Source organism: Roseitalea porphyridii (assembly GCF_004331955.1).
Classification (GTDB): Bacteria; Pseudomonadota; Alphaproteobacteria; order Rhizobiales; family Rhizobiaceae; genus Roseitalea; species Roseitalea porphyridii.
Genome location: NZ_CP036532.1, coordinates 969,261 through 990,207 on the forward strand (window position 1 = coordinate 969,261; position 20,947 = coordinate 990,207).

Sequence of the window (20,947 nt, forward strand, 5' to 3'; positions counted from 1 at the left end):
CATGCCCGATCTTCTGCTCGAACTGTTCTGCGAGGAAATTCCCGCGCGCATGCAGCGCCGCGCCGCCACCCATCTGCGCGAGGCGGTCACCGGGGCGCTCGTCGATGCCGGGCTGACCTATGAGGGGGCACGGGAATACTGGACGCCGCGCCGGCTGACGCTGGACGTGCGCGGGCTGACCGCGCGGTCGGCCGACCAGACCGAGGAGCGCAAGGGTCCGCGCGTCGATGCGCCCGAAAAGGCGATCGCCGGCTTCCTGCGCGGGGCGGGACTGGCCTCGGTCGACGAGGCCGAGGTGCGCTCGGACCCCAAGAAGGGCGACTTTTACGTCGCCGTCATCCGTAAGCCGGGCCGCGACGCCGAGGCGATCATCGCCGAGGCGATGCCGAAGATCATCCGCGATTTTCCCTGGCCCAAATCGATGCGCTGGGGCGCGGCCTCCGCCGAGCCGGGCTCGCTCCGCTGGGTGCGGCCGCTGCAGTCGATCCTGTGCACCTTCGGCCCCGAGACCGAGGAGCCGACCGTCATCGACTTCGCCGTTGACGGGCTGCGCGCCGGCAATCTCACGCGCGGCCACCGGTTCCATGCGGGTGAAGCCTTCGCCGTGCGCCGGTTCGACGACTATGCCGCCGAACTCGAAAAGCGCTTCGTCATCCTCGATGCCGAACGGCGCAAGCAGATCATCGCCACCGACGCGCAGAACCTTGCCTTCGCCAACGGCATCGAACTGGTCGAGGACGACGCGCTGCTCGACGAGGTGGCCGGGCTTGTCGAATGGCCGGTGGTGCTGATGGGCGAGTTCGAGGAGGAGTTCCTCGAGATCCCCGACGAGGTGGTCCGCCTGACGATCAAGGCCAACCAGAAGTGCTTCGTGTGCCGCGACCCTTCGAGGCTCGCTTCGCTCGCACCTCAGGGTGAGGGAGAGAGCCTGCCTCATCCTGTGGTGCGGCCGCAGGCCGCCTCGAAGGGCGAGGCGGGTCTGACCAACAAGTTCATCCTCGTCGCCAACATCGCCGCCAGCGATGGCGGCGCCGAGATCGCGCGCGGCAACGGCAAGGTCGTGCGCGCGCGCCTGTCGGACGCGCTGCACTTCTGGTGCACCGACCAGACGAACCTGCCCGACCTCGAAAAGTACCGGCCTTCGGCCGAGACGTTCGGGCTCGACCTTGCAAAGCCGCTCGACCAGCGCATGGCCAAGCTCGACCATCTCGGCGTGACCTTCCATGCCGAACTGGGCACGCAGGGCGAGCGCGTGGCCCGCATCGCCGCGCTGGCCGAGGAACTGGTCGACGTGGTGGTGAGCCAGCACCCTCACCCTGAGGTGCGCGGCGACCTTCACCCTGACCCTTCGAGGCTCGCTGCGCTCGCACCTCAGGATGAGGCTGAAGGTCGGCAAGCCTCGAAGGGCGAGGGTGCGGCCCTGCATTCCCGCCATCTCGCCCGCCGCGCCGCGCATCTGGCGAAGGCCGACCTGACCACCGAGATCGTCGGCGAGTTTCCCGAGGTGCAGGGCGCGATGGGCGCGATCTATGCCGAACGCCAGGGCGAGCATCCCTCCGTCTGCATTGCCATCGAGGATCACTACAAGCCGCTCGGCCCGACCGACACGGTGCCGACCGATCCGGTCGCGATCGCCGTCGCGCTGGCCGACAAGCTCGACACGCTCACCGGTTTCTGGGCGATCGACGAAAAGCCGACCGGCTCCAAGGATCCCTACGCGCTCAGACGTGCGGCGCTGGGCGTGATCCGGATCGTGCTGGAAAACGGGATCAGGCTGCGGCTGCAACCAATCGGTCGCCGCGCCGCTTTTCGGCATGAGGAAAACATGGAGGGCATAGTTGGCCCAGGCCGCAATGCAATCGGCGACCTCCTCTCCTTCTTCCATGACCGGCTCAAGGTTTGGCTGCGCGATCAGGGCGCCCGGCACGATCTGATCGACGCGGTGCTGGCCGCGGGCGTTTCCCTCCCCCTTGAGGGGAGGGTCGCTGCGAGCGAAGCGAAGCAGCGGGGTGGGGGTGCCGGCGCTGTTCCCCCCACCCGGCCCGACGCTGACGCGCCGGTCCACCCTCCCCACGAGGGGGAGGGAGAAACGGCCGCCAACGACGACCTTCTCATCATCGTGCGCAAGGTCGAGGCGTTGCAGAGGCTGCTCGACAGCGAGACCGGCGCGAACCTGCGCGTCGGCACTGAACGGGCGCTCAACATCCTCGCCGCCGAGGAGAAGAAGGACGGGGCAGGGGCGTTCGATGGCCCGGTCGACCGGTCGCTTCTGTCAGAGCCGGCCGAAAGGGAGCTGGCCCATGTGATCGAAGCGGTCGGCGGCCATGTCGACGACCACGTCGCCCGCGAGGATTACGAGGGCGCCTTCGCCGCGCTCGCCGAGCTGCGGCCGGCGGTCGATGCCTTCTTCGATGATGTGATGGTCAACGCCGACGATGCGGCCGTGCGCGCCAATCGGCTGGCCCTGCTCGCCGGCCTTCGCGCGGTCACCCGCAAGCTCGCCGACTTTTCTAAGATCGCCGGATAAGGAAACGCCCGGCGGGCGAACTGGCCGGGCGCGATCGCGTCGGGTCGGTGTCGTTCAGCGCAGTTCGATGTCGCGGAAAATCTCTTCGCGTACCGCGTCCTCGACGAGGTTCTGCGGTGTCGGCGCCAGATCGAGTTCGCCGGACCGGGTCTCCTCTTCTTCCTGGCGGCCTTCCTCCATGCGCTGGTCGGACATGGCGGGCGGCCCGGAAAGGCCGAAATCGGCGCCCGGCCCGGTGATGACGACCGGTGCAGGGGCAGCCGCCGCGGTTTCCTCGGGCATTTCGCCTTCCGGCGGCGCGTCGAACTCGACGAACAGGACCGACGGAAGCGCGCTGTCCACATAGACGGTGTAGCCGGCGGTGGCCGGAGCGGCCGCGAAGGCGCACAATACGGTCCCGGCGACGAGAGCACAAAGACGGTTTTTCATGGAGCGCGATCCCGGTTTTCGTGTATCACCCGGCCGCAGACTATGAGCATGTGGTTGAGATGGTGTTGCCCCGCGTGGCTAACGAAGCGTTAATGAACTGGCCGCCCACCTCCGTTTCCGCGCCGATCGTGCCCGCCGATGCCGATGGCATTGCCAGCGCGGCGCGGCTCCTGGCGCGCGGCGGGCTCGTCGCCCTGCCGACCGAGACGGTCTATGGCCTCGCCGCCGACGCGACCAATGGTGAGGCAGTCGCGGCGATCTTCGAGGCCAAGGGCCGTCCACGCTTCAATCCGCTGATCTGTCACGTCGACGGACGCGCCATGGCGCGCACGATCGGCCTTTTCACGCCGCTGGCCGAACGGCTCGCCGAAGCATTCTGGCCCGGCCCGCTGACGCTGGTGCTGCCGCTCGCCGCCGAGGCGCGCATCCATCCGCTGGTCACCGCCGGGCTCGACACGGTCGCCGTTCGCATGCCCGCCGGGATCGCGCGCGACGTGATCGCCGCGCTCGGTCGGCCGCTCGCGGCCCCGAGCGCCAACCGGTCGGGCCGGATCAGCCCGACGACGGCGCGCGCCGTCGCCGAGAGCCTCGGCGAGCGGGTCGACCTGATCGTCGATGCCGGGCCGGCCCGCGTCGGATTGGAATCGACGATCGTGCGCATCGGGGACGACGCGCTGATCTGCCTGCGTCCGGGCGGGGTCCCGCTCGCCGAGATCGAGGCTGTTGCCGGCATGCCGGTCGAACGCGCCGCCGCGGATGCGGGCATCGCCGCACCCGGCATGCTGCGCTCGCACTACGCACCCGACATGCCGGTGCGGCTGAACGCGGCCGACGTTCGGGCCGGCGAGGCGCTGCTCGCCTTCGGGCCCGGGGCGATCGACGGCGCGGACAGGGCCGTCGCCGTCGCCAACCTTTCGCCGGCCGGTGATCCGGCCGAAGCGGCCGCCAACCTCTTCGCCATGATGGCGGAACTGAACGCGGCCCGCCCATCGGCCATCGCGGTGATGCCGATCCCTTCGGACGGGCTCGGCGAGGCGATCAACGATCGGCTCGCCCGGGCGGCCGCGCCGCGCAACGCGTCATGAACGAGGCGCTGCGCGACAGGTTCATCGCCATCGTCGGCGAAAAGAACGCGCTCGTCGCCGAGGCCGACGTCGCCCCGCATCTGCGCGAATGGCGCGGCTACTGGATCGGCCGGACGGCCGCGGTCCTCAAGCCCGCTTCGACCGCCGAGGTTTCCGCGATCCTCTCACTTGCCAGCGAAACCGGAACGCCGATCGTGCCCCAGGGCGGCAATACGGGCCTCGTCGGCGGTCAGATCCCCGACGATACGGGCCGCGCGATCGTGCTGTCGACGAGCCGGCTCGACCGCATCCGCGACATCGACACCGACGGCAACACGCTCACCGTGGAGGCGGGCGCCGTGCTGCAGACGATCCAGCAGGCCGCCGACGAGCAGGACCGGCTGTTCCCGCTGTCGCTCGGCGCGCAGGGCTCGTGCCAGATCGGCGGCAATCTGTCCTCCAACGCCGGCGGCACCGGCGCGCTCGCCTATGGCGTGGCCCGCGATCTGTGCCTGGGGCTCGAGGTCGTCCTGCCGACCGGCGAGGTGCTGGACGACCTCAACCGTCTCAAGAAGAACAACACCGGCTACGATCTGCGCGACCTTTTCATCGGCGCGGAGGGCACGCTGGGCGTCATCACCGCCGCCGTCCTCAAGCTGTTCCCCAAGCCGAGGGGCCGCGCCGCCGCGTTCGTCGCGGTGCCGTCGCCCGAAGCCGCGCTCGCTCTTTTCCGCGCCGCCCGCGCTGCGGCGGGCCCGTCGCTCACCGCGTTCGAACTGATGGCGCGGATGGGCATCGCCTTCACGCTGCGGCACGTTGCCGGCACGCGCGATCCGCTCGCCGCCCCGCACGACTGGTATGTGCTCATGGAGATTTCCTCGGGCCGGTCGGAGGAGGATGCGCGCGTCCAACTCGACGCGCTGGTCGAGGCGGGTTTCGAGCAGGGCCTCGTCCTCGACGGCACGATCGCCGAAAGCGAGGCGCAGCGGCTCGCGCTCTGGCACTTGCGCGAGTCCATGTCCGAGAGCCAGATTCCCGAGGGCGGCTCGATCAAGCACGACATTTCGGTGCCGGTGTCCTCGATTCCGGGCTTTCTTGAAAAGGCCGACCGCGCCGTGCTCGACATCGTGCCCGCCGCCCGTCTTTGCCCGTTCGGACACATGGGCGACGGCAATCTGCACTACAATGTCAGCCAGCCCGAGGGCTGGGACAGGCAGCGGTTTCTGGCGATGACCGGCGAGGTGACCGCGGCGGTGCACGCAATCGTCACCGAGATGGACGGATCGATCTCGGCCGAGCACGGCGTCGGTCAGATGAAGCGCGACAAGCTGGCCGAGGTGAAATCATCGGTCGCGCTCGATCTGATGCGGCGCATCAAGACGGCCTTCGACCCGGCCGGGATCATGAACCCGGGCAAGATGCTGTAGGGCTGCGGGACTATTCGTCCTCGCGCGCGGGGCGGTATTCGCCCGTCACCGGGTCCTTGACCAGCGTGCCGACGGCCTTGGTGCTGGCTTCCTTTTCGGCCCGTCGCACGCGCGCGGAGACCTTCTCGGCCTCGCGCACGAAGGCGCGGTAGCCCAGATAGCCGACCACGGCCACGGCGGCGAAGAACAGCAATTGGGGCATTGTCACCTCCGTCGGGCGGCTCACAGCCCGTACCGGTTCCAAAGAGCACGTTCCTCGAGGGCCGACAAGAGCCCGCCAGCGGCCTGCGCGGCGATCAGCCCCGGATCGGCATTGCCGAACCCCGTCACGCCGGGCTGCGGCCGCCGCCCAAACAGGCCGCGCGGCAGGGTGACGAGCTTGAGCTGCGCCTTGTCGCCGAACCGCTCGCGCACGAAGCCGCGCATGTCGCCGACATGGTCGATGAGGCCGAGCGCCTTCGCCTTCTCGCCGGCCCAGAAGCGCCCGGTGAACAGGTCAGGATCGTCGGCGAGCTTGCCGTCGCGGCGCTGCTTGACCAGATCGATGAACGTCTCGTGCACGTCGAGCTGCAGCGCCTTGAGGTGCTCGACATCCTCTTCCTTTTCCGGCTGGAACGGATCGAGCGTCGACTTGTTCTGGCCGGCCGTATAGACGCGCCGCTCGACGCCGATCTTGCCGATCGCCTCGTGAAACCCGAACCCGGCCGCGATGACACCGATCGAGCCGATGATCGAGGAAGGATCGGCGATGATCTCGTCGCCGGCGAGCGCGATCATGTAGCCGCCGGAGGCGGCAACGTCTTCGGCGAACACGAGCACCGGCTTTTTCTCTTCCTCGGCGAGGTCGCGGATGCGCTTGTAGATCAGCCGCGACTGGACCGGCGAGCCGCCCGGCGAATTCACGCTGATCGCCACCGCTGGCGCCCTCTTGATGGAGAAGGCGCGCTCCAGCGCGGTCGAGACAGCCGCCAGCGACAGGGCCGGCTGCAGCGGCGACCCGCCGGCCGAGATCATGCCGCGCAGGCGCACGACGGGAATGAGCGGTGTCGACTTCCGGTATCGCGCCGGCACGAGGCGCGTCAGCATGTTGGTCACGGCAGGCCCCATTTGAGGATCGACCGTTTATGTAAGCGGTGCGACCGCCGGTGCAATGGGCCGATTGCCTCGCGCCGCCGGACGGCGCACAATCGTTCTGCCGACGCGCGGAGGTGTCGCCGGGCCAGCCGGGAAATTGACGTTTACGTAAAAAGCATGTAGCGGATCGGAACCGCGCCGGCATCGCCGGTTCTCAGGGAGGCAGACATGTATCGCGCACCAGTCGACGACATTACCCATGCCCTCAAGGCCGTTTCGGGGCTCGGCGAGGCGATGGCCGCCGGCCGCGCCGGCGATCTTGGCGAGGACCTGATCGACGCGATCATGGAGGAGGCGGGACGCTTCGCCACCGACCGGATCGCGCCGCTGCATCTGCCCGGTGACCGGCAGGGAGCCCGGCTCGATGATGGCGACGTGACCATGCCGGCCGGCTGGGCGCAGGCCTATCGCGACTGGATCGAAGGCGGCTGGAACGCGCTTCCGGGACCTGAGGACCATGGCGGCCAGGGTCTGCCCATGTCGCTGGCCATGGCGGCAATGGAAATGTGGAACTCCGGCTCGATCGCCTTCGCCCTTTGCCCCACGCTGACTATGGGCGCGGTCGAGGCGCTCGAAAAGCACGCCACCGACGAACTGCGGGCGACATACCTCCAAAAGCTCGTTTCGGGCGAGTGGACCGGCACGATGAACCTGACCGAACCGCAGGCCGGCTCGGATCTGGGCGCGCTCAAGACGCGGGCCGAACCGGTCGGCGACGGCACCTATCGCCTGTTCGGCCAGAAGATCTACATCACATTCGGCGAGCATGACATGACGGACAATATCGTCCATCTCGTGCTCGCCCGCCTGCCCGACGCGCCGGCCGGCACGCGCGGCATCTCGCTGTTCCTGGTCCCGAAATTCCTGGTCAATGACGACGGCACGCCCGGTGCCCGCAACGACGTGTTCTGCAACGGGCTCGAGCACAAGATGGGGATTCATGCCTCGCCCACCTGCACGATGATCTATGGCGACGGCAAACATGGCGACACGCCCGGCGCGATCGGCTGGCTCGTCGGCGAGGAGAACCGCGGCCTTGCCTGCATGTTCACGATGATGAACAACGCCCGGCTCGCCGTCGGCATTCAGGGCGTCGCCGTCGCCGAGGCCGCCACCCAGAAGGCGGTCGCCTATGCCAACGAACGCACCCAGGGGCGTGCACCCGGCTGGGAGGGCGAGGGCATGAGCCCGATCGTTCATCACCCCGACGTCCAGCGCAACCTCCTGACCATGAAGGCGCTGACCGGCGCGGCCCGGGCGATCTGCTATGCCTGCGCCCATGCGCTCGACATGGCGCGAACCGGGACGGAGGAGGAGCAGCGCTTCTGGCATGAGCGCGCCAGCCTGCTGACCCCGATCGCCAAGGCGTTCTCCACCGACATCGGCTCCGAGGTCGCTTCGCTCGGCGTCCAGGTCCATGGCGGCATGGGCTATATCGAGGAGGCCGGCGCCGCCGTCTTCATGCGTGACGCGCGCATCGCCCAGATCTACGAGGGCACCAACGGCATTCAGGCGATCGATCTGGTCCAGCGCAAGCTGCCCCTGTCCGACGGCGCCTGCGTCGAGGCCTATCTCGAAGAACTCGACGGCGTGCTGGCGACGCTGCGCACCTCCAACGACACCCGTTTCGGCGAGGCCGGCCATTATCTCGAAACGGCGATGGCCGATCTGCGCGCGGCGACCGAATGGCTCGTCGGCAGGATGGCCGAAGGCGACAAGCAGGCCGTGCTCGCCGGCGCGACACCCTACCAGCACCTGTTCGGCCTGACCGCCGGCGGGGTCTATCTGGTCAAGGGCGCGCTCGGCGCGGCCAACGGCGTCGACCGCGCTTCGATCGCGCGCTTTTACGCCGAGAACCTCGTCGGTCAGTCGGGCGCGCTGCGCGACCGGGTCGAAAAGGGCGCGGCAAGCCTTGCGGCGGCCGGCGAAGCGCTGGTGGCGTGAGATGAGCGCGCAGCCCGACACGTCCGATGCGCACATCCTCGTTTCGCGCGAAGGCGCGATCCAGATCGCCCGCTTCAATCGCCCCGACAAGAAGAACGCCATCACACGGGCCATGTATGCCGACCTGAACAGGGCGCTCGGCGACGGCGAGACTGATGATGCGGTGCGCTGTCACGTCATTCTCGGCCAGCCCGGCGCCTTCACCTCGGGCAACGATCTGGCCGATTTCCTCGCCTTTGCGACCACCGGCGAGATGGGCACCGAGGTTCTGGACCTGCTGCGATTGCTGCCGAGACTGCAAAAGCCGCTGGTCTCCGGCGTCGACGGTCTCGCCATCGGCATCGGCACGACGCTGCACATGCATTGCGATCTGACCCTTGCGACCGAACGGTCGGTGTTCAAGACGCCGTTCGTCGATCTCGGTCTGGTCGCCGAAGCCGGATCGAGCCTTCTCGCCCCGGCAATGATGGGCCATCAGCGCGCCTTCGCGCTGCTCGCCTTGGGAGAGGACTTCACCGCCCGTCAGGCGGCCGATGCCGGGCTGATCTGGAAGATCGCGGACGAGGCGGCGCTCGAGGGCGAGGTGATGGCGACGGCCGACCGGCTCGCCGCCAAGCCGCCCGAAGCGCTGGCGCTGACCAAGCGGCTGCTGAAGGGCGATCGCGGCCCGCTGGAAGCCCGCATCGCCGAGGAGGCCGAACTGTTCGCCGACCGGCTGAAATCGGACGAGGCCCGCGCCGCGTTCATGGCCTTCATGGCGCGCAAGGTTTCGTAATCAGCGGCGTCGTCAGCCGGCCCGCTCCAGTAGCGCCACCACCTCCACATGCGGTGACCACAGGAACTGGTCGAACGGCGTGAGCGAAACGATCCGGTAGCCGCCGTCCATCAGGATGCGAAGATCGCGCGCCAGCGTGGCGGGTTCGCACGAGACCGCGACCACCCTTTCGACCGACGAGGTGGCGATCTGCCTTGCCTGCGCCTCCGCGCCCGCGCGCGGCGGGTCGAAGACGAGCCCGTCGAACCGGCCCAGTTCGCGCGCAGTGACCGGGCGCGTGAACAGGTCGCGCCGTTCCGTCGTCACCTGGCGGAGCCTTTCGCCGGTCGCCATGCGCCAGCCCGCATCGAGCGCTGTGAGCGCCGATGCGTCCGCCTCGACGGCATGCACGGCGGCAAGGCGGGAGAGCGGCAGGGCAAAGGTCCCGCAGCCGGAAAAAAGGTCCGCGATCGCTTTGCCACCGGAGATGTGCGCGATGACTTGTTCGCGCATCGCCGCCTCCGCCGCCGCGCTCGCCTGCAGGAAACCGCCGGGCGGCAGCGGCACGGCGATCCCGTCGAAGCGGACGATCGGCTTGCGCGTTTCGGCCAGCACTTCCCCCTGCACGGCCAGGCGCGCCAGATTGGCCTTGAGGGCGATGCCGATCGCCGCCTGACGCCCTTCATCGGTCAGCCGAAAGCCGGAGCCGACCGCGACATCGAGCCCGGTTTCGGTGACCGTGACGGTGACCGGCACCGGCCTGGCGCGCGCGCCCATCACCGGCAGCAGGGCACGGCCCAGCGCCTTGAGCGCCCCGCGCGCCCGGATCAGGACCGGAACGACCACATGGCATTCGGCGATATCCACGACGGCATGGCTGCCGGCCTGCTGGAAACCGAACAGGACGCCCTCGGGTCGCCGGAGCATCGAGAACGTCGCCCGGCGTCGGCTGCACGGTGCGCCCGGCACGAGCGGGTCAACCGCGATGTCCAGACCCTGTCGCGCCAGCGCGTCGACAACCTTCTGGCGCTTCCAGGCGCGATAGGGCTCGTCCGCCCAGTGCTGCAGCTTGCAGCCGCCGCAGACCGCAAAATGCCGGCATGGCGGGACGACCCGCTCGGGCGAGGGCGTGAGAACCTCGACATCGACCGCGCGGGCACCGTCCAGGTCGGCGCGCACGGTCTCGCCGGGCAGCGCGCCGGGCACATGGACGGCCTGGCCGTGACGTTCGGCGACCCCGTCGCCTTGCGCGCCCATGGCCGTGATCGTCAAGGTCTCATCCATCCTTGATGCCCCAGAGCAGGAACTCGGCATTGCCGTCGCCGCCCCTGATCGGCGAGGGAACGAGCGCCCGGCGGCTCCAGCCGGACTGCGCGTCGAGCCATGCGCCCAGATCGTCGGCGGCGGCCGCCGCGTCGTCTGCTGAGACGAGCCCGCCCTTGCCGATCCGGTCGCGGCCGACCTCGAACTGCGGCTTGACGAGGGCGACCAGATGCGCGCCCGGCGCGGCGAGATCGAGCGCCGGGGGCAGGGCGAGCTTGAGCGAGATGAAGCTGACATCGCTGACGATCAAGGCCGGCGCATCACCGCCAAGATGCGCGGCGGTCAGGTCGCGGGCATTAAGCCCTTCGGTCAGATGCACGCGCGCATCGGCGCGGAGCGCGGCGTCCATCTGGCCATGGCCGACATCGATCGCGTGAACCTTCGCCGCGCCTTTCTCGACAAGCACCTGCGTGAACCCGCCGGTCGACGCGCCGATATCGAGGCAGACCGCCCCGGCCACCGGCACGGCCCACTGATCAAGCGCCACCTTCAGCTTGAGCGCCGCCCGCGACACGTAGCCGGAGGCGGGATCGTCGATGGCGATGTCGGCGCCTGCATCGCAGATCCGTCCCGGCTTGGTCACCGTGACGCCGTCGACCCGTACCGCCCCGCGCAGGATCGCATCGCGCGCCCGGGCCCGCGTCGGAAAGGCGCCGCGCGCCACCAGGAGCCGGTCGAGCCGGTCGCGCCGGTCATGGTCGTTGTCGATCATGCCGCCTCATTGCCGAGACGGCCGGCCAAGGCAAGCGCTACCAGCGTTCGCCATTGTCGGCGAGAACGGTGCCCTGATAGACGATGCGAACCGGCCGGTCCGGCATCGGTCGCGCGACCGGCTCGCCGATCAGCAAGAACAGCGGCCCGCTGAACGGTGCCATGGGCTCCAGCTCGGGCAACAGAGCGGTGCGCGCGCTCGTGTCCGTCGGAACCGAGTGGGTGGCCGTCCGGTCGTGGTCGCCGAACCGGTCGGTGACCGGCTTGATCGCGCCACGCATGTCGCCAAGACGCGCAACGAGCCGCTCGGTGGCCGCGCCGTCAAGCTCGGCACCGATCGCCGCGCCGGTCATGCCGACCAGCAACCAGGCGATCGTCGCCACCAGCCATGTCGCCGCATTCCGCGCCATCGTGCGCCCCTTTGCCAACCCGGGGGACACAGATAGCCGCAGCGTGTTGAAACGGCGCAAAGGAACGCGGTGAAAAAGCCTTCAACCGGGACGGTTAAGGCAAGGAAAACAGTGTCGTTGGCGGCCGCTACGGCAGCGGAATGAACTCTTCCTCGTCGCCCGGCACGATGTCGAACCGGCCGGACTTCCATTCCTGCTTGGCCTGCTCGATGCGCTCGCGCGACGAGGAGACGAAGTTCCACCAGATATGGCGCGGCGAGCCGATCGAGGCGCCGCCGAACACCATGAAACGTCCGCCGGTCTCCGAGCGCACGACGATCTGGTCGCCCGGCCGGAACACCAGAAGCTGGTCCTCGCCGAACCGGTCGCCGAGGATGTCGATCACCCCGTCTGTGATGTAGATCGCCCGTTCTTCGGTTTCGGCCGGGATTTCGATCTCGCCGCCCGCCTCCAGCGAGACGTCGACATAGAGCGTCTCGGCGAACTGGGTGACCGGCGAGGTCACGCCATGGAAAGAGCCGATCAGCACGCGGGCCCGCGCCTTGCCGCCGTCGATCACGCCCATACTGTCGGCGGCCGTGTTCTCGAACGCCGGCGCGATCTCCTCATGCCCGTCGGGCAGGGCGAGCCAGGTCTGAAGGCCCGACATGCGCCGGTTCGTCGATCGCAGTTCCTCCGGCGAGCGCTCGGAATGAACGATCCCGCGTCCCGCCGTCATCAGATTGATGTCGCCGGGCGCGATCACCATTTCCGTGCCCAGCGAATCGCGATGCCGGATCGTGCCGTCGAACAGGTAGGTCACCGTCGACAGGCCGATATGCGGGTGCGGGCGCACGTCGATCGCCTCGCCCGGCCTGAACACCGCCGGCCCCATCCGGTCAAAGAAGATGAACGGGCCGACCAGCTTGCGCTGGCGCGAGGGCAGGGCGCGCCGCACCTGGAACCCGCCGATATCCTTGGCATTGGGAATGATCACCGCTTCGAGCGCATCGCAGGCGCGCGCGTCTCCGGGCTTGGGGTCGGGACCGGGAAAAAAGCTCATGGCGCACCTGCCTTGTCGGAATGGATGCGAGCAAGATAGCCGCTGCGCCGCCGATTGCCATCCATGCGCACGGCAACGCTGCGTTCACTCAAGCCGTACCGTTCACTCGCCCAGCGGCTCGGTCCCGGTCGGCTGGCCGTCGCGTCCGGTCTTGATCTTCTCGATCTTCAGTTCGGCCGCCTTGAGCAGCGTGTCGCAGCGCGCGCGCAGCGCCTCGCCGCGTTCGTAGATAGCAATGCTCTCCTCGAGCGCCACATCGCCGCGTTCGAGCCGGTCGACGATCTCCTCGAGCGCCGCCAGCGCCTTTTCGAACGGCAGCTCGTTGACGTCGGCGTTCTTGTCGGTCTCGGTCATGATCATCCCCACATCAGGCGCTGGATATGCGTGCCGGCCGAGGCGGCCAGGCCCTGCAGGTCATAACCGCCTTCGAGCACGCTGACGAGCCGGTTGTCCGCATGCCGCCCCGCCGCCTCGATCAGCCGGCCCGTCGCCCAGTCGAAATCGTCCTCGACGAGGTTGAGGTTGGCGAGGGGATCGCGGTGATGGGCATCGAAGCCGGCCGAGATGACGATCAGGTCGGGCCTGAACGCATCGATCGCGTTGAGCACGCGTGATTTGAACGCCTCGCGGAACGCCTCGCCCGCATCGCCGGGCGACAGCGGCGCATTGCAGATCGTGCCGTGGGCGCCGGTCTCGCCCTTGGCGCCCGTGCCCGGATAGAGCGGCATCTGGTGCGTCGAGCAGTAGAGCACGCTCGCATCGTCCCAGAAGATGTCCTGCGTGCCGTTGCCGTGATGGACGTCCCAGTCGACGATGGCGACCCGTTCGGCGCCGTGGGTGCGCTGTGCATGGCGTGCGGCGATGGCGGCCGTGTTGAACAGGCAGAACCCCATCGCCGTTTCCTTCTCGGCGTGGTGGCCGGGCGGCCGTGCGGCCACGAAGGCATTGTCGAAGCTGCGATCGAACACGCCGTCGACGGCGGCCATTGCCGCGCCGATGCCGTGCAGTGCCGCTTCCATGGATTTCGGGCCGGCGACGGTGTCGGCGTCGATCCGCGCGAGCCCCTCTTCGGGAATCTGCGCCTTGACCTTGTCGAGGAAGCTTTCGGGATGGGCGAGCAGCACGGCGCTTTCGTCGGCGCGCGGCGCCTCGACACGGTCAAGCGTGGCGAACGCGTCGGCGGTCAGCGCTTCCTCGAGCGCCCGCAGCCGGTCGACCCGCTCGGGGTGGCCGGGCGGCGTGACATGCTCCTTGAAGATCGGGTGCTCGAAATAGCGGGTGACCATGGCCGCAAGGTAGGCATTCGCGCGGGTTCACGCCAGCGGTGCATGGCAAGGGGGCTGCTTTTCCACCGCCGATCAGGCCGGCTGCGCGGCTCCGTCCCCGAAGTCCTCGCCATTGGCCCGCAGTTCGGCAAGGGCGGGCGTTGCCCGGTTCAGCCGCTCCTCCCAGCGCGGGTCGGGTGCCTGTCCGTCGATCCGCGCGAAATAGACGCTCATTAATGCGCAGACCGCGAACGGCTCGAGCAGCACATGCAGGACGAAGATCGTCACCACGGCCGAACCGATCAGCCCGTACATCTGAACCGGGCCTTCCAGACCGCCGAGCGCCAGCGCCACCGGTCCCGCCACCACCGCGAAGACGGCGATGCCCGCCACCGCAAGGAAGAGTGTCAGCCAGGCGGCGTTGCGCAGCATCGCGCCGCCGTTCTGCGTATAGAGCACCACCGCATCGGCAGAGGCCTTCCAGGGATTGGCGCTTTTCGTGCGCAGGTTCTGCGCCAGAACGATCTCGTCGACATAGCCGATGGCGACATCGGCGATCGCCTGGACGATGCCGAACACCGCGCGCAGGCCCGGCATGAAGCCGCCAATGCGCTGCATCGTCTGGCCGATACCGGCGAGCGCCGCCTTGATGAGCTGGTCGAGCGCGAACAGGACGCTCGCCTCGGCGAACCGTTCACGCACCTGGCCCCAGCCATAGGCGAGCTGCGATGCGCCGGCCGGCAGTGTCCCATGGTCGAACAGCCGCACCATCACCGCGACATGCGCTGCCTTGACCATGTAGAGCGAATATTCGCGCAGGATGCGCAGCACGAGCCCGCCGAACGCCATGCCCCCGAATGCGCCGAAGATGCCGCTCTGCATCGGCGCGACCGTCTCGAACAGCAGCGGCAACGTCTGGTGGCCGATGATGCCGCCTGAAACGGTCATCACCAGGAAAACCATGGCGAACAGCCCGTAGACCGCCACCCTGAGCAGCAGGAACGGCCAGGTACGCGCGACGATCCCGGCGGCTTTCGGAATGCTGAAGTCCCAGAGCATGGCGGCAACCTCCTGCCGTCATCTGGGCGAAAAGGGGCTAAGGATCGATGACCAGGAGCGCGCCATCTTCGGTTGCGGTTACCAGACGGTTGCCAAGCGCGACGATCGCCTTGTCGACGGCTCCGGGCAGGGCGATGTCGCCGCCCCCGCCGAACACCGCGCGAAGGGTCCGGCGATCCTGGGAGGGAATGTAGAGTTCGGTACCGCCTCCGGTCTGCATGAGCGCGGAAAGCCCCAGTTTCCGCGAGCCGACGACGTGGTTGGAAAGGCCGCGCGCGACATCGCTGCGCTCGCGCACCGTGCCGTCGGTCGCCATGGTCAGGAAGAAAAGGCGGCCGCCGATATGCGGCGTGCGCACGCCGACGATCGTGCTTCCATCCGACCTTTCGCCGGCAACCTGCGCCGGCACGATCGCGGCGATGTTCAGCCAGCGGTTCGGACGGCCGATCTCGCCGGACGCGGCGATCTCGCTCAGTTCGGTTCCGCGCAGGCCGTAGAGGGCGACTGCGGCGCCGCCGGTCTGCGACGCGCGGATCGTGACCACTTCATTGGAGCCGTCGCCGTCGAGGTCGACGATGCGCGGGGTGATGTCCTCGAAGACCAGCGCCTCGTCCAGAACGAGTTCGACGCGCGTCCCGTCGGTGGTCTCGACGACGAGCGAGCCGCCCTCGATGGCGTCGCCGAGGACGCCGTGGCCGTAACGGTCGGTCGGCCGGCCGTACCAGGCCCGTCGGATGTCTCCGCTGGCCGCAGTGGCGACGAAACCGTCGGGCAGGGCGCCTTCCGGCGCGCGTTGCGGCAGGCCGCGAATGACGTCGGGCGTGGCGCAAAGCCCGCCCGGGCAGTCGCCCTGCTCGAGCCGCACGGTGCCGCGTTCGGTTTCCGCATAGGTGCCGCGCGGCGTCTGCACGATCGCGGTGACCGCGCCCTCGGTGGCAATCTCGGTGACGCTCTGCGCGTCGGCGGCGGTGGTCGATACCAGAACCAGCAGGGCACAGAGCAGCCGCTTCATCAGCTCTCCAGCCGCTCGGTCGAAGCGATGGCGATCCCGAACCCCTCCACACCGACATAGCGGCGCTCGCGCGTCGCATAGAGCCGGATCGAGGCGATGCCCAGATCGCGCAGGATCTGGGCGCCAAGACCGATCTCACGCCACTGGCTCTCGCGTTCGCGCGCTTCGGCATGCTCTTCGGTGAGCGGTCTTGCGCTGTGATGGGCGACGCCCACCGAGCCCTCGCGCAGATAAACGACAACGCCGCGTCCGTGCTCGGAGACCATGCGCTCCAGAATGGCGACGGGGTCCCGGCCAGGGCCGAACACATCGTCGATGACGCTTTCAAGATGCAGCCGCACCGGCACGTTCTCGCCATCGCGCACGTCGCCGGCGACGATCGCCAGATGCTGCATCGGGTCCCAGGGCAGCCGATAGGCATAGGCCGTCGCCGGGCCGGCGGCCGTCTCGACGCGGCTCTCCTCGATCCGCTCGATCAGCGTCTCCTGGCGCTGGCGATAGGCGATCAGGTCCGCGACCGTCACGTGCCGGAGCCCGTGCGTCTCGGCAAAGCCCGTTACCTGCGGCCCGCGCATGACGGTACCGTCATCGTTGACCAGTTCGCAGATCACGCCGACCGGCGGCAGTCCGGCCAGCCGGCACAGATCGACCGCCGCCTCGGTATGGCCCGAGCGCATCAGAACGCCGCCCTCGCGCGCGACCAGCGGAAAGATGTGGCCCGGCCGGACAAAATCGGCCGCCCCGGCATTGGGGTTGGCGAGGTTGCGCACGGTCAGCGTGCGGTCGTCGGCGGAAATGCCGGTCGTCGTGCCATGCCTGTAGTCGACCGAAATGGTGAACGCGGTGGCGTGCGGCGCATCGTTCTCGGCCACCATCGGCTGCAGATTCAGCCGCTTGGCTTCGTCGGGCGGCATCGGCGCACAGACGATGCCGGACGTATGACGGACGATGAAGGCCATCTTCTCGGGCGTCGTGTGGACCGCCGCAACGATCAGGTCGCCTTCGTTCTCGCGCCCGTCATCGTCCATGACGACGACGATCTCGCCGCGTTCGAAAGCGCGCAGCGCCTCAACGACTTTCGCCTGATCGTAGGCCATCAAACCCGTCCCGTCTGGCCGCGATGGCGCAGATAATGATCGGCGATCGCGCAGGCGACCATCGCCTCGCCGATCGGCACCGCGCGGATGCCCACGCACGGATCGTGTCGGCCCTTCGTCTGCACGTCGACCTCCACACCGTCCTTCGTCACCGATTTCGTCGGTGTCATGATCGACGAGGTCGGCTTGACCGCAAAACGCGCCACCACCGGCTTGCCGGTCGCGATGCCGCCCAGCACGCCACCGGCCTTGTTGGACAGGAACACCGGCCGGCCATCGTCGCCGATGCGCATCTCGTCGGCATTGTCCTCGCCGCGCAGCCGCGCCGCCTCGAACCCGTTGCCGATTTCGACGCCCTTGACGGCGTTGATCGACATCAGGTGCGAGGCGATGTCCTGGTCGAGCTTTGCGTAGATCGGCGCGCCAAGGCCGGCCGGCACGCCGGTCGCGACCACCTCGATGATCGCGCCGACCGACGAGCCATCCTTGCGGATCGCGTCCAGATAGGCGGCGAAACGGTCGACGGCGTCGGCGTCGGGCGAAAAGAACGGGTTGCGGCCGACTTCCTCCCAGTCCCAGTTCGACCGGTCGATATCCTCGGTGCCCATCGCGACCAGCGCGCCGCGCACCTCGAGGCCCGGCACGACCTTGCGCGCAAGTGCGCCGGCGGCAACGCGCGCCGCCGTCTCGCGCGCCGACGAGCGTCCGCCCCCGCGATAATCGCGCAGCCCGTATTTCGCATCGTACGTGAAATCGGCGTGGCCGGGCCGGTAGCGCGCCTTGATGTCCGAATAGTCCTTGGAGCGCTGATCGGTGTTCTCGATCATCATCGAGACCGGCGTGCCGGTGGTGATCAGCGTGTCGGGATCGTCCTCGTCGGGGATGATGCCCGAAAGCACGCGCACCGCGTCCGCCTCGCGCCGCTGGGTGGTGTATTTGGACTGACCGGGCTTGCGCCGGTCAAGGAAGGTCTGGATCTCCGCCGCCGTGAAGCGGATGCCGGGCGGGCACCCGTCGACGACGCAGCCGAGCGCCGCCCCGTGGCTTTCGCCCCAGGTGGTCACGCGAAAAAGGTGGCCGAATGTGTTGTGCGACATCGAGCGTTTCCCGGTCCATCGCGGCTTGTAGACAAAGGTGACGCGAATGCAAGGCGACCATGTCTTCGGGCGGTCAGCGCAGCCACCCGGCCCGTTCGCCGTCGAACCTGTAGACATTGTCCTGCGGCACGTGTCCGCGAACCGCGCTGTCGCCGTCGATGCCCTCGATCAGGTGCCGCGTGCCGCGGATGATGCCACCATGGGTGACGATCACGCTGGGCGCGGCGAGGCGTTCGAGGAAGCCGCGCACCCGTTCGGTCGCCATCGCATAGCTTTCGCCGCCCGGGGCGACGAAGCTCCACTTGTCGGCGGCGCGCGCGGCGACGAGATCGGGATGATCGGGCTCCAGTTCAGCGAGCGTGAACCCTTCCCAGTCGCCGAACGTCACCTCCATCAGGTCACGGTCGACATCGTAGGCGTGCGCATCAAGACCCAGCGCCTCGCGCAGCGTCTGCATGGTCGTGCGCGTGCGCGACAGCGGGCTCGCCACGAAACGCCAGCCGGCCCAGTCGGCGCGCTCGGCACGCAACAGGTCCGCATAGGCCGCCGCCTGCCGCAGGCCGCGCGCATTGACGGGAATGTCCATCTGGCCCTGAAAACGCTGCGCGCGATTCCAGTCCGTCTCGCCGTGGCGGATCATGTAGAAGGGATGGGCAGGTTTCATCGCGTGGCCGGAGGCCTGCTTTGTTGGGTTTGCGCCTGCACTACTGCTTGGTGATGTCGGGAGCGTCGACCGCTTTCATGCCGACGACGTGATAGCCGCTGTCGGCATGGTGCACCTCGCCGGTCACCGATCGGGACAGGTCGCTGAGAAGATAAAGGGCCGCGTCGCCCACCTCCTCGATCGTCACCGTCTTGCGCAGCGGCGAATTGTACTCGTTCCATTTCAGGATGTAGCGGAAGTCGCCGATCCCGGAGGCCGCGAGCGTCTTGATCGGCCCGGCCGACAGGGCGTTCACGCGCACCTTGTCCGGGCCCAGATCGACGGCGAGGTAGCGCACGCTTGCCTCCAGCGCCGCCTTGGCAACGCCCATCACGTTGTAGTGCGGCATGACCTTCTCGGCGCCGTAATAGGTCAGCGTCAGGATCGAGCCGCCATTGGACATCAGCGGCGCCGCGCGGCGGGCCAGTTCGGTCAGCGAATAGACCGATATGTCCATCGTGCGCAGGAAATTGTCGCGGCTGGTATCGACGTAACGGCCCGTCAGTTCGTCCTTGTCCGAAAAGGCGACGGCATGCACGAGGAAATCGAGCCGCCCCCAGGTCTTTTCGAGATGCTCGAACACCGCGTCCAGCGATGCCGGTTCGGTGACGTCCAGATGGCCGGCGACCAGCGCGTTCAGTTCGTCGGCGAGCGGCTCGACGCGGCGCTTGAGCGATTCGCCCTGATAGGTGACGGCCAGTTCGGCACCGTGCGCGGCGCAGGATTTGGCGATGCCCCAGGCCACGGACCGGTTGTTGGCAAGGCCGATCACCAACCCGCGCTTGCCCTTCATCAGGCCTGAACCCATGCTCATGAGGCCACTCCGATCCGCCCGCTGCAACGCCGGCGCATATCGCACAGCGCCGGGAGCGCTTCAAGGCGAAACGGCGCCGTCGCGGTGCGCGGTCAGGTGCCCGCCTTCTGGCTGGCATAGAGCGCTTCGAGCTTCTCCCGGTCGGCCTCGTCGAGCATGACCTGCACGACGGCGTAGAGATCGCCCCGCTTTCCAGCCTTGTCCGGAAGGCCGCGGCCGGGCACGCGAAGGGTCTGGCCCGACGAGGTCCAGGGCGCGATCTTGACCGCGATCTTCCTGCCTTCGGGCGTTTCGATGGTCGCCTTGCCGCCCGTCACGGCGGTGCCCAGATCGACCGGCGCATCGAGATAGAGGTCGCGGCCGTCGATCCTGACGCCCGGCTGGGTCCTGATGCGCACCTTTGCGAGCACATCGCCGCGATGGCCCGCCGGGCCCGTCTCGCCCTGGCCCTTGAGCCGGATCACCTGGCCATTTTCGACGCCCTTGGGAAGCTGCACGGCGACCGTGCGCCCGTCCTTGAGGGTCAACTTGACCTTGCCGGCGACGATCGCGTCGGCCACGGGCACGTTCAGCGTCACCTCGATGTCGCGCCCCTTGGTCGGCTGCGCCTGACGCGCGCCCGGATGGGCGCCCGCGACGGGATCGCCGAAGATGTCGTTGATGTCGGCGCCGGTGAAGGTGCGGCTCGTGCGGCCGCCCTGGGGCCCGCCGAAGGCGCCGCCGAACACTGTCTTCAGAATGTCCTCGGCGTCGAACCCGCCGGCGCGCGCCTGGCTGCGTGCGCGGCCCCCGAACAGGTCCTCGAACCCGTCGGCGCCGGTGAAGCCGTCACCGCCCGGGTAGCCGTGGAACCGCTCGTTGCCCTCGGCGTCGATCTCGCCGCGGTCAAAGCGTTTGCGTTTTGCCTCGTCGCCGACGATCTCGTAGGCGCGCGAGACCTCCGCGAAACGCTCCTTGGCCTTCGCGTTGTCCGGATTGGCGTCCGGATGGTATTTCTTCGCCAGTTTGCGGAAGGCGGACTTGATCTCCGCCGCGCTCGCCGTCTTGGAGACGCCGAGCACCGCATAAGGATCGCGCATCAATCCCTCCAGATGTCACATGTTGTCTTGGGATATGGGTGAGGCCGCGCGCGTAT

At 68.4% G+C, this 20,947-nt stretch carries 21 protein-coding genes; 5 read left to right on the plus strand and 16 right to left on the minus strand.

The features are described 5' to 3' along the window. Position 1: 1 nt before the first annotated feature. Positions 2-2,527, plus strand: a complete 2,526-nt coding sequence (gene glyS, locus E0E05_RS04645; RefSeq protein ID WP_131615657.1) for a glycine--tRNA ligase subunit beta — start codon at positions 2-4, stop codon at positions 2,525-2,527. 54 nt (positions 2,528-2,581) lie between these two features. Here the strand turns inward: glyS and E0E05_RS04650 are convergent, their stop codons facing one another. Further along, a complete protein-coding gene (locus tag E0E05_RS04650) occupies positions 2,582-2,956 on the minus strand; it encodes a hypothetical protein (RefSeq protein ID WP_131615658.1) in 375 nt (124 codons plus the stop codon). Positions 2,957-3,048: 92 nt separating this feature from the next. On the opposite strand from E0E05_RS04650, the gene E0E05_RS04655 reads away from it, so the two are divergent. Both E0E05_RS04655 and E0E05_RS04660 read left to right on the plus strand, forming a co-directional pair. Beyond that, positions 3,049-4,041 (plus strand): L-threonylcarbamoyladenylate synthase, encoded by a 993-nt coding sequence (locus E0E05_RS04655; protein WP_131615659.1) that lies wholly within the window; start codon positions 3,049-3,051, stop codon positions 4,039-4,041. Next, a complete protein-coding gene (locus tag E0E05_RS04660) occupies positions 4,038-5,447 on the plus strand; it encodes an FAD-binding oxidoreductase (RefSeq protein ID WP_131615660.1) in 1,410 nt (469 codons plus the stop codon). Before E0E05_RS04655 ends, E0E05_RS04660 begins: the two co-directional genes overlap by 4 nt. A 10-nt stretch (positions 5,448-5,457) precedes the next feature. Here E0E05_RS04660 and E0E05_RS04665 read toward each other — a convergent pair whose 3' ends face one another. Both E0E05_RS04665 and E0E05_RS04670 read right to left on the minus strand, forming a co-directional pair. Next, complete coding sequence (locus E0E05_RS04665) at positions 5,458-5,649, minus strand: hypothetical protein (protein WP_131615661.1); 192 nt, start codon at positions 5,647-5,649, stop codon at positions 5,458-5,460. Positions 5,650-5,669: 20 nt separating this feature from the next. Continuing rightward, positions 5,670-6,542, minus strand: coding sequence for a S49 family peptidase (locus tag E0E05_RS04670; protein ID WP_244597936.1), 873 nt, complete (start codon positions 6,540-6,542; stop codon positions 5,670-5,672). Between the two features lie 207 nt (positions 6,543-6,749). Here E0E05_RS04670 and E0E05_RS04675 point away from each other — a divergent pair, with 207 nt between their 5' ends. Continuing rightward, the gene (locus E0E05_RS04675; RefSeq protein ID WP_131615663.1) at positions 6,750-8,525 is read left to right on the plus strand and encodes an acyl-CoA dehydrogenase family protein; all 1,776 of its coding nucleotides are present in this window, start codon (positions 6,750-6,752) and stop codon (positions 8,523-8,525) included. Position 8,526: 1 nt separating this feature from the next. Continuing rightward, entirely contained in the window at positions 8,527-9,300 is a 774-nt protein-coding gene (locus E0E05_RS04680; RefSeq protein WP_131615664.1) for a crotonase/enoyl-CoA hydratase family protein, read from the plus strand. Positions 9,301-9,312: 12 nt separating this feature from the next. Here E0E05_RS04680 and E0E05_RS04685 read toward each other — a convergent pair whose 3' ends face one another. From E0E05_RS04685 to E0E05_RS04745, 13 genes are all read right to left on the minus strand, one after another. After that, on the minus strand, positions 9,313-10,563 hold the full coding sequence (locus tag E0E05_RS04685) for a class I SAM-dependent RNA methyltransferase (protein WP_131615665.1): 1,251 nt from the start codon (positions 10,561-10,563) through the stop codon (positions 9,313-9,315). Beyond that, on the minus strand, positions 10,556-11,314 hold the full coding sequence (locus E0E05_RS04690) for a TlyA family RNA methyltransferase (RefSeq protein ID WP_131615666.1): 759 nt from the start codon (positions 11,312-11,314) through the stop codon (positions 10,556-10,558). Before E0E05_RS04690 ends, E0E05_RS04685 begins: the two co-directional genes overlap by 8 nt. A 37-nt stretch (positions 11,315-11,351) precedes the next feature. Further along, positions 11,352-11,723, minus strand: a complete 372-nt coding sequence (locus E0E05_RS04695; RefSeq protein ID WP_131615667.1) for a hypothetical protein — start codon at positions 11,721-11,723, stop codon at positions 11,352-11,354. A gap of 127 nt (positions 11,724-11,850) precedes the next feature. Continuing rightward, positions 11,851-12,765 carry a pirin family protein gene (locus E0E05_RS04700; protein ID WP_131615668.1) on the minus strand — a complete coding sequence of 305 codons (915 nt, stop codon included), beginning with the start codon at positions 12,763-12,765 and terminating at the stop codon, positions 11,851-11,853. A gap of 102 nt (positions 12,766-12,867) precedes the next feature. After that, the gene (locus E0E05_RS04705; protein WP_192900439.1) at positions 12,868-13,125 is read right to left on the minus strand and encodes an exodeoxyribonuclease VII small subunit; all 258 of its coding nucleotides are present in this window, start codon (positions 13,123-13,125) and stop codon (positions 12,868-12,870) included. Next, positions 13,122-14,051 (minus strand): histone deacetylase family protein, encoded by a 930-nt coding sequence (locus E0E05_RS04710; RefSeq protein WP_131615670.1) that lies wholly within the window; start codon positions 14,049-14,051, stop codon positions 13,122-13,124. The genes E0E05_RS04705 and E0E05_RS04710 overlap by 4 nt, the downstream gene beginning before the upstream one ends. 72 nt (positions 14,052-14,123) lie before the next feature. After that, positions 14,124-15,089, minus strand: a complete 966-nt coding sequence (locus E0E05_RS04715) for a hypothetical protein (RefSeq protein WP_131615671.1) — start codon at positions 15,087-15,089, stop codon at positions 14,124-14,126. Positions 15,090-15,126: 37 nt separating this feature from the next. Further along, positions 15,127-16,101: a hypothetical protein gene (locus E0E05_RS04720; protein WP_131615672.1), complete on the minus strand. Its 975-nt coding sequence runs from the start codon at positions 16,099-16,101 to the stop codon at positions 15,127-15,129. Then, a complete protein-coding gene (gene ribB, locus E0E05_RS04725) occupies positions 16,101-17,198 on the minus strand; it encodes a 3,4-dihydroxy-2-butanone-4-phosphate synthase (RefSeq protein ID WP_131615673.1) in 1,098 nt (365 codons plus the stop codon). The genes E0E05_RS04720 and ribB overlap by 1 nt, the downstream gene beginning before the upstream one ends. Next, on the minus strand, positions 17,198-18,295 hold the full coding sequence (gene aroC, locus E0E05_RS04730) for a chorismate synthase (RefSeq protein ID WP_131615674.1): 1,098 nt from the start codon (positions 18,293-18,295) through the stop codon (positions 17,198-17,200). The genes ribB and aroC overlap by 1 nt, the downstream gene beginning before the upstream one ends. Positions 18,296-18,368: 73 nt before the next feature. After that, entirely contained in the window at positions 18,369-18,959 is a 591-nt protein-coding gene (locus E0E05_RS04735; RefSeq protein WP_131615675.1) for a histidine phosphatase family protein, read from the minus strand. 40 nt (positions 18,960-18,999) lie between these two features. After that, the gene (fabI, locus tag E0E05_RS04740; RefSeq protein ID WP_131615676.1) at positions 19,000-19,812 is read right to left on the minus strand and encodes an enoyl-ACP reductase FabI; all 813 of its coding nucleotides are present in this window, start codon (positions 19,810-19,812) and stop codon (positions 19,000-19,002) included. Positions 19,813-19,904: 92 nt separating this feature from the next. Beyond that, a complete protein-coding gene (locus E0E05_RS04745) occupies positions 19,905-20,891 on the minus strand; it encodes a DnaJ C-terminal domain-containing protein (protein ID WP_131615677.1) in 987 nt (328 codons plus the stop codon). Between the last annotated feature and the right edge of the window lie 56 nt (positions 20,892-20,947).

What these genes read in the sequence shown, in the direction of transcription:
- fabI (WP_131615676.1), bottom strand. Translation starts at nt 19,812, where the DNA reads ATGAGCATGGGTTCAGGCCTGATGAAGGGCAAGCGCGGGTTGGTGATC.
- E0E05_RS04695 (WP_131615667.1), bottom strand. Translation starts at nt 11,723, where the DNA reads ATGGCGCGGAATGCGGCGACATGGCTGGTGGCGACGATCGCCTGGTTG.
- E0E05_RS04680 (WP_131615664.1), top strand. Translation starts at nt 8,527, where the DNA reads ATGAGCGCGCAGCCCGACACGTCCGATGCGCACATCCTCGTTTCGCGC.
- E0E05_RS04715 (WP_131615671.1), bottom strand. Translation starts at nt 15,089, where the DNA reads ATGCTCTGGGACTTCAGCATTCCGAAAGCCGCCGGGATCGTCGCGCGT.
- E0E05_RS04720 (WP_131615672.1), bottom strand. Translation starts at nt 16,101, where the DNA reads ATGAAGCGGCTGCTCTGTGCCCTGCTGGTTCTGGTATCGACCACCGCC.
- E0E05_RS04650 (WP_131615658.1), bottom strand. Translation starts at nt 2,956, where the DNA reads ATGAAAAACCGTCTTTGTGCTCTCGTCGCCGGGACCGTATTGTGCGCC.
- E0E05_RS04710 (WP_131615670.1), bottom strand. Translation starts at nt 14,051, where the DNA reads ATGGTCACCCGCTATTTCGAGCACCCGATCTTCAAGGAGCATGTCACG.
- E0E05_RS04685 (WP_131615665.1), bottom strand. Translation starts at nt 10,563, where the DNA reads ATGGATGAGACCTTGACGATCACGGCCATGGGCGCGCAAGGCGACGGG.
- E0E05_RS04690 (WP_131615666.1), bottom strand. Translation starts at nt 11,314, where the DNA reads ATGATCGACAACGACCATGACCGGCGCGACCGGCTCGACCGGCTCCTG.
- E0E05_RS04705 (WP_192900439.1), bottom strand. Translation starts at nt 13,125, where the DNA reads ATGATCATGACCGAGACCGACAAGAACGCCGACGTCAACGAGCTGCCG.
- glyS (WP_131615657.1), top strand. Translation starts at nt 2, where the DNA reads ATGCCCGATCTTCTGCTCGAACTGTTCTGCGAGGAAATTCCCGCGCGC.
- E0E05_RS04655 (WP_131615659.1), top strand. Translation starts at nt 3,049, where the DNA reads ATGAACTGGCCGCCCACCTCCGTTTCCGCGCCGATCGTGCCCGCCGAT.
- E0E05_RS04665 (WP_131615661.1), bottom strand. Translation starts at nt 5,649, where the DNA reads ATGCCCCAATTGCTGTTCTTCGCCGCCGTGGCCGTGGTCGGCTATCTG.
- E0E05_RS04745 (WP_131615677.1), bottom strand. Translation starts at nt 20,891, where the DNA reads ATGCGCGATCCTTATGCGGTGCTCGGCGTCTCCAAGACGGCGAGCGCG.
- E0E05_RS04700 (WP_131615668.1), bottom strand. Translation starts at nt 12,765, where the DNA reads ATGAGCTTTTTTCCCGGTCCCGACCCCAAGCCCGGAGACGCGCGCGCC.
- E0E05_RS04660 (WP_131615660.1), top strand. Translation starts at nt 4,038, where the DNA reads ATGAACGAGGCGCTGCGCGACAGGTTCATCGCCATCGTCGGCGAAAAG.
- E0E05_RS04735 (WP_131615675.1), bottom strand. Translation starts at nt 18,959, where the DNA reads ATGAAACCTGCCCATCCCTTCTACATGATCCGCCACGGCGAGACGGAC.
- aroC (WP_131615674.1), bottom strand. Translation starts at nt 18,295, where the DNA reads ATGTCGCACAACACATTCGGCCACCTTTTTCGCGTGACCACCTGGGGC.
- ribB (WP_131615673.1), bottom strand. Translation starts at nt 17,198, where the DNA reads ATGGCCTACGATCAGGCGAAAGTCGTTGAGGCGCTGCGCGCTTTCGAA.
- E0E05_RS04675 (WP_131615663.1), top strand. Translation starts at nt 6,750, where the DNA reads ATGTATCGCGCACCAGTCGACGACATTACCCATGCCCTCAAGGCCGTT.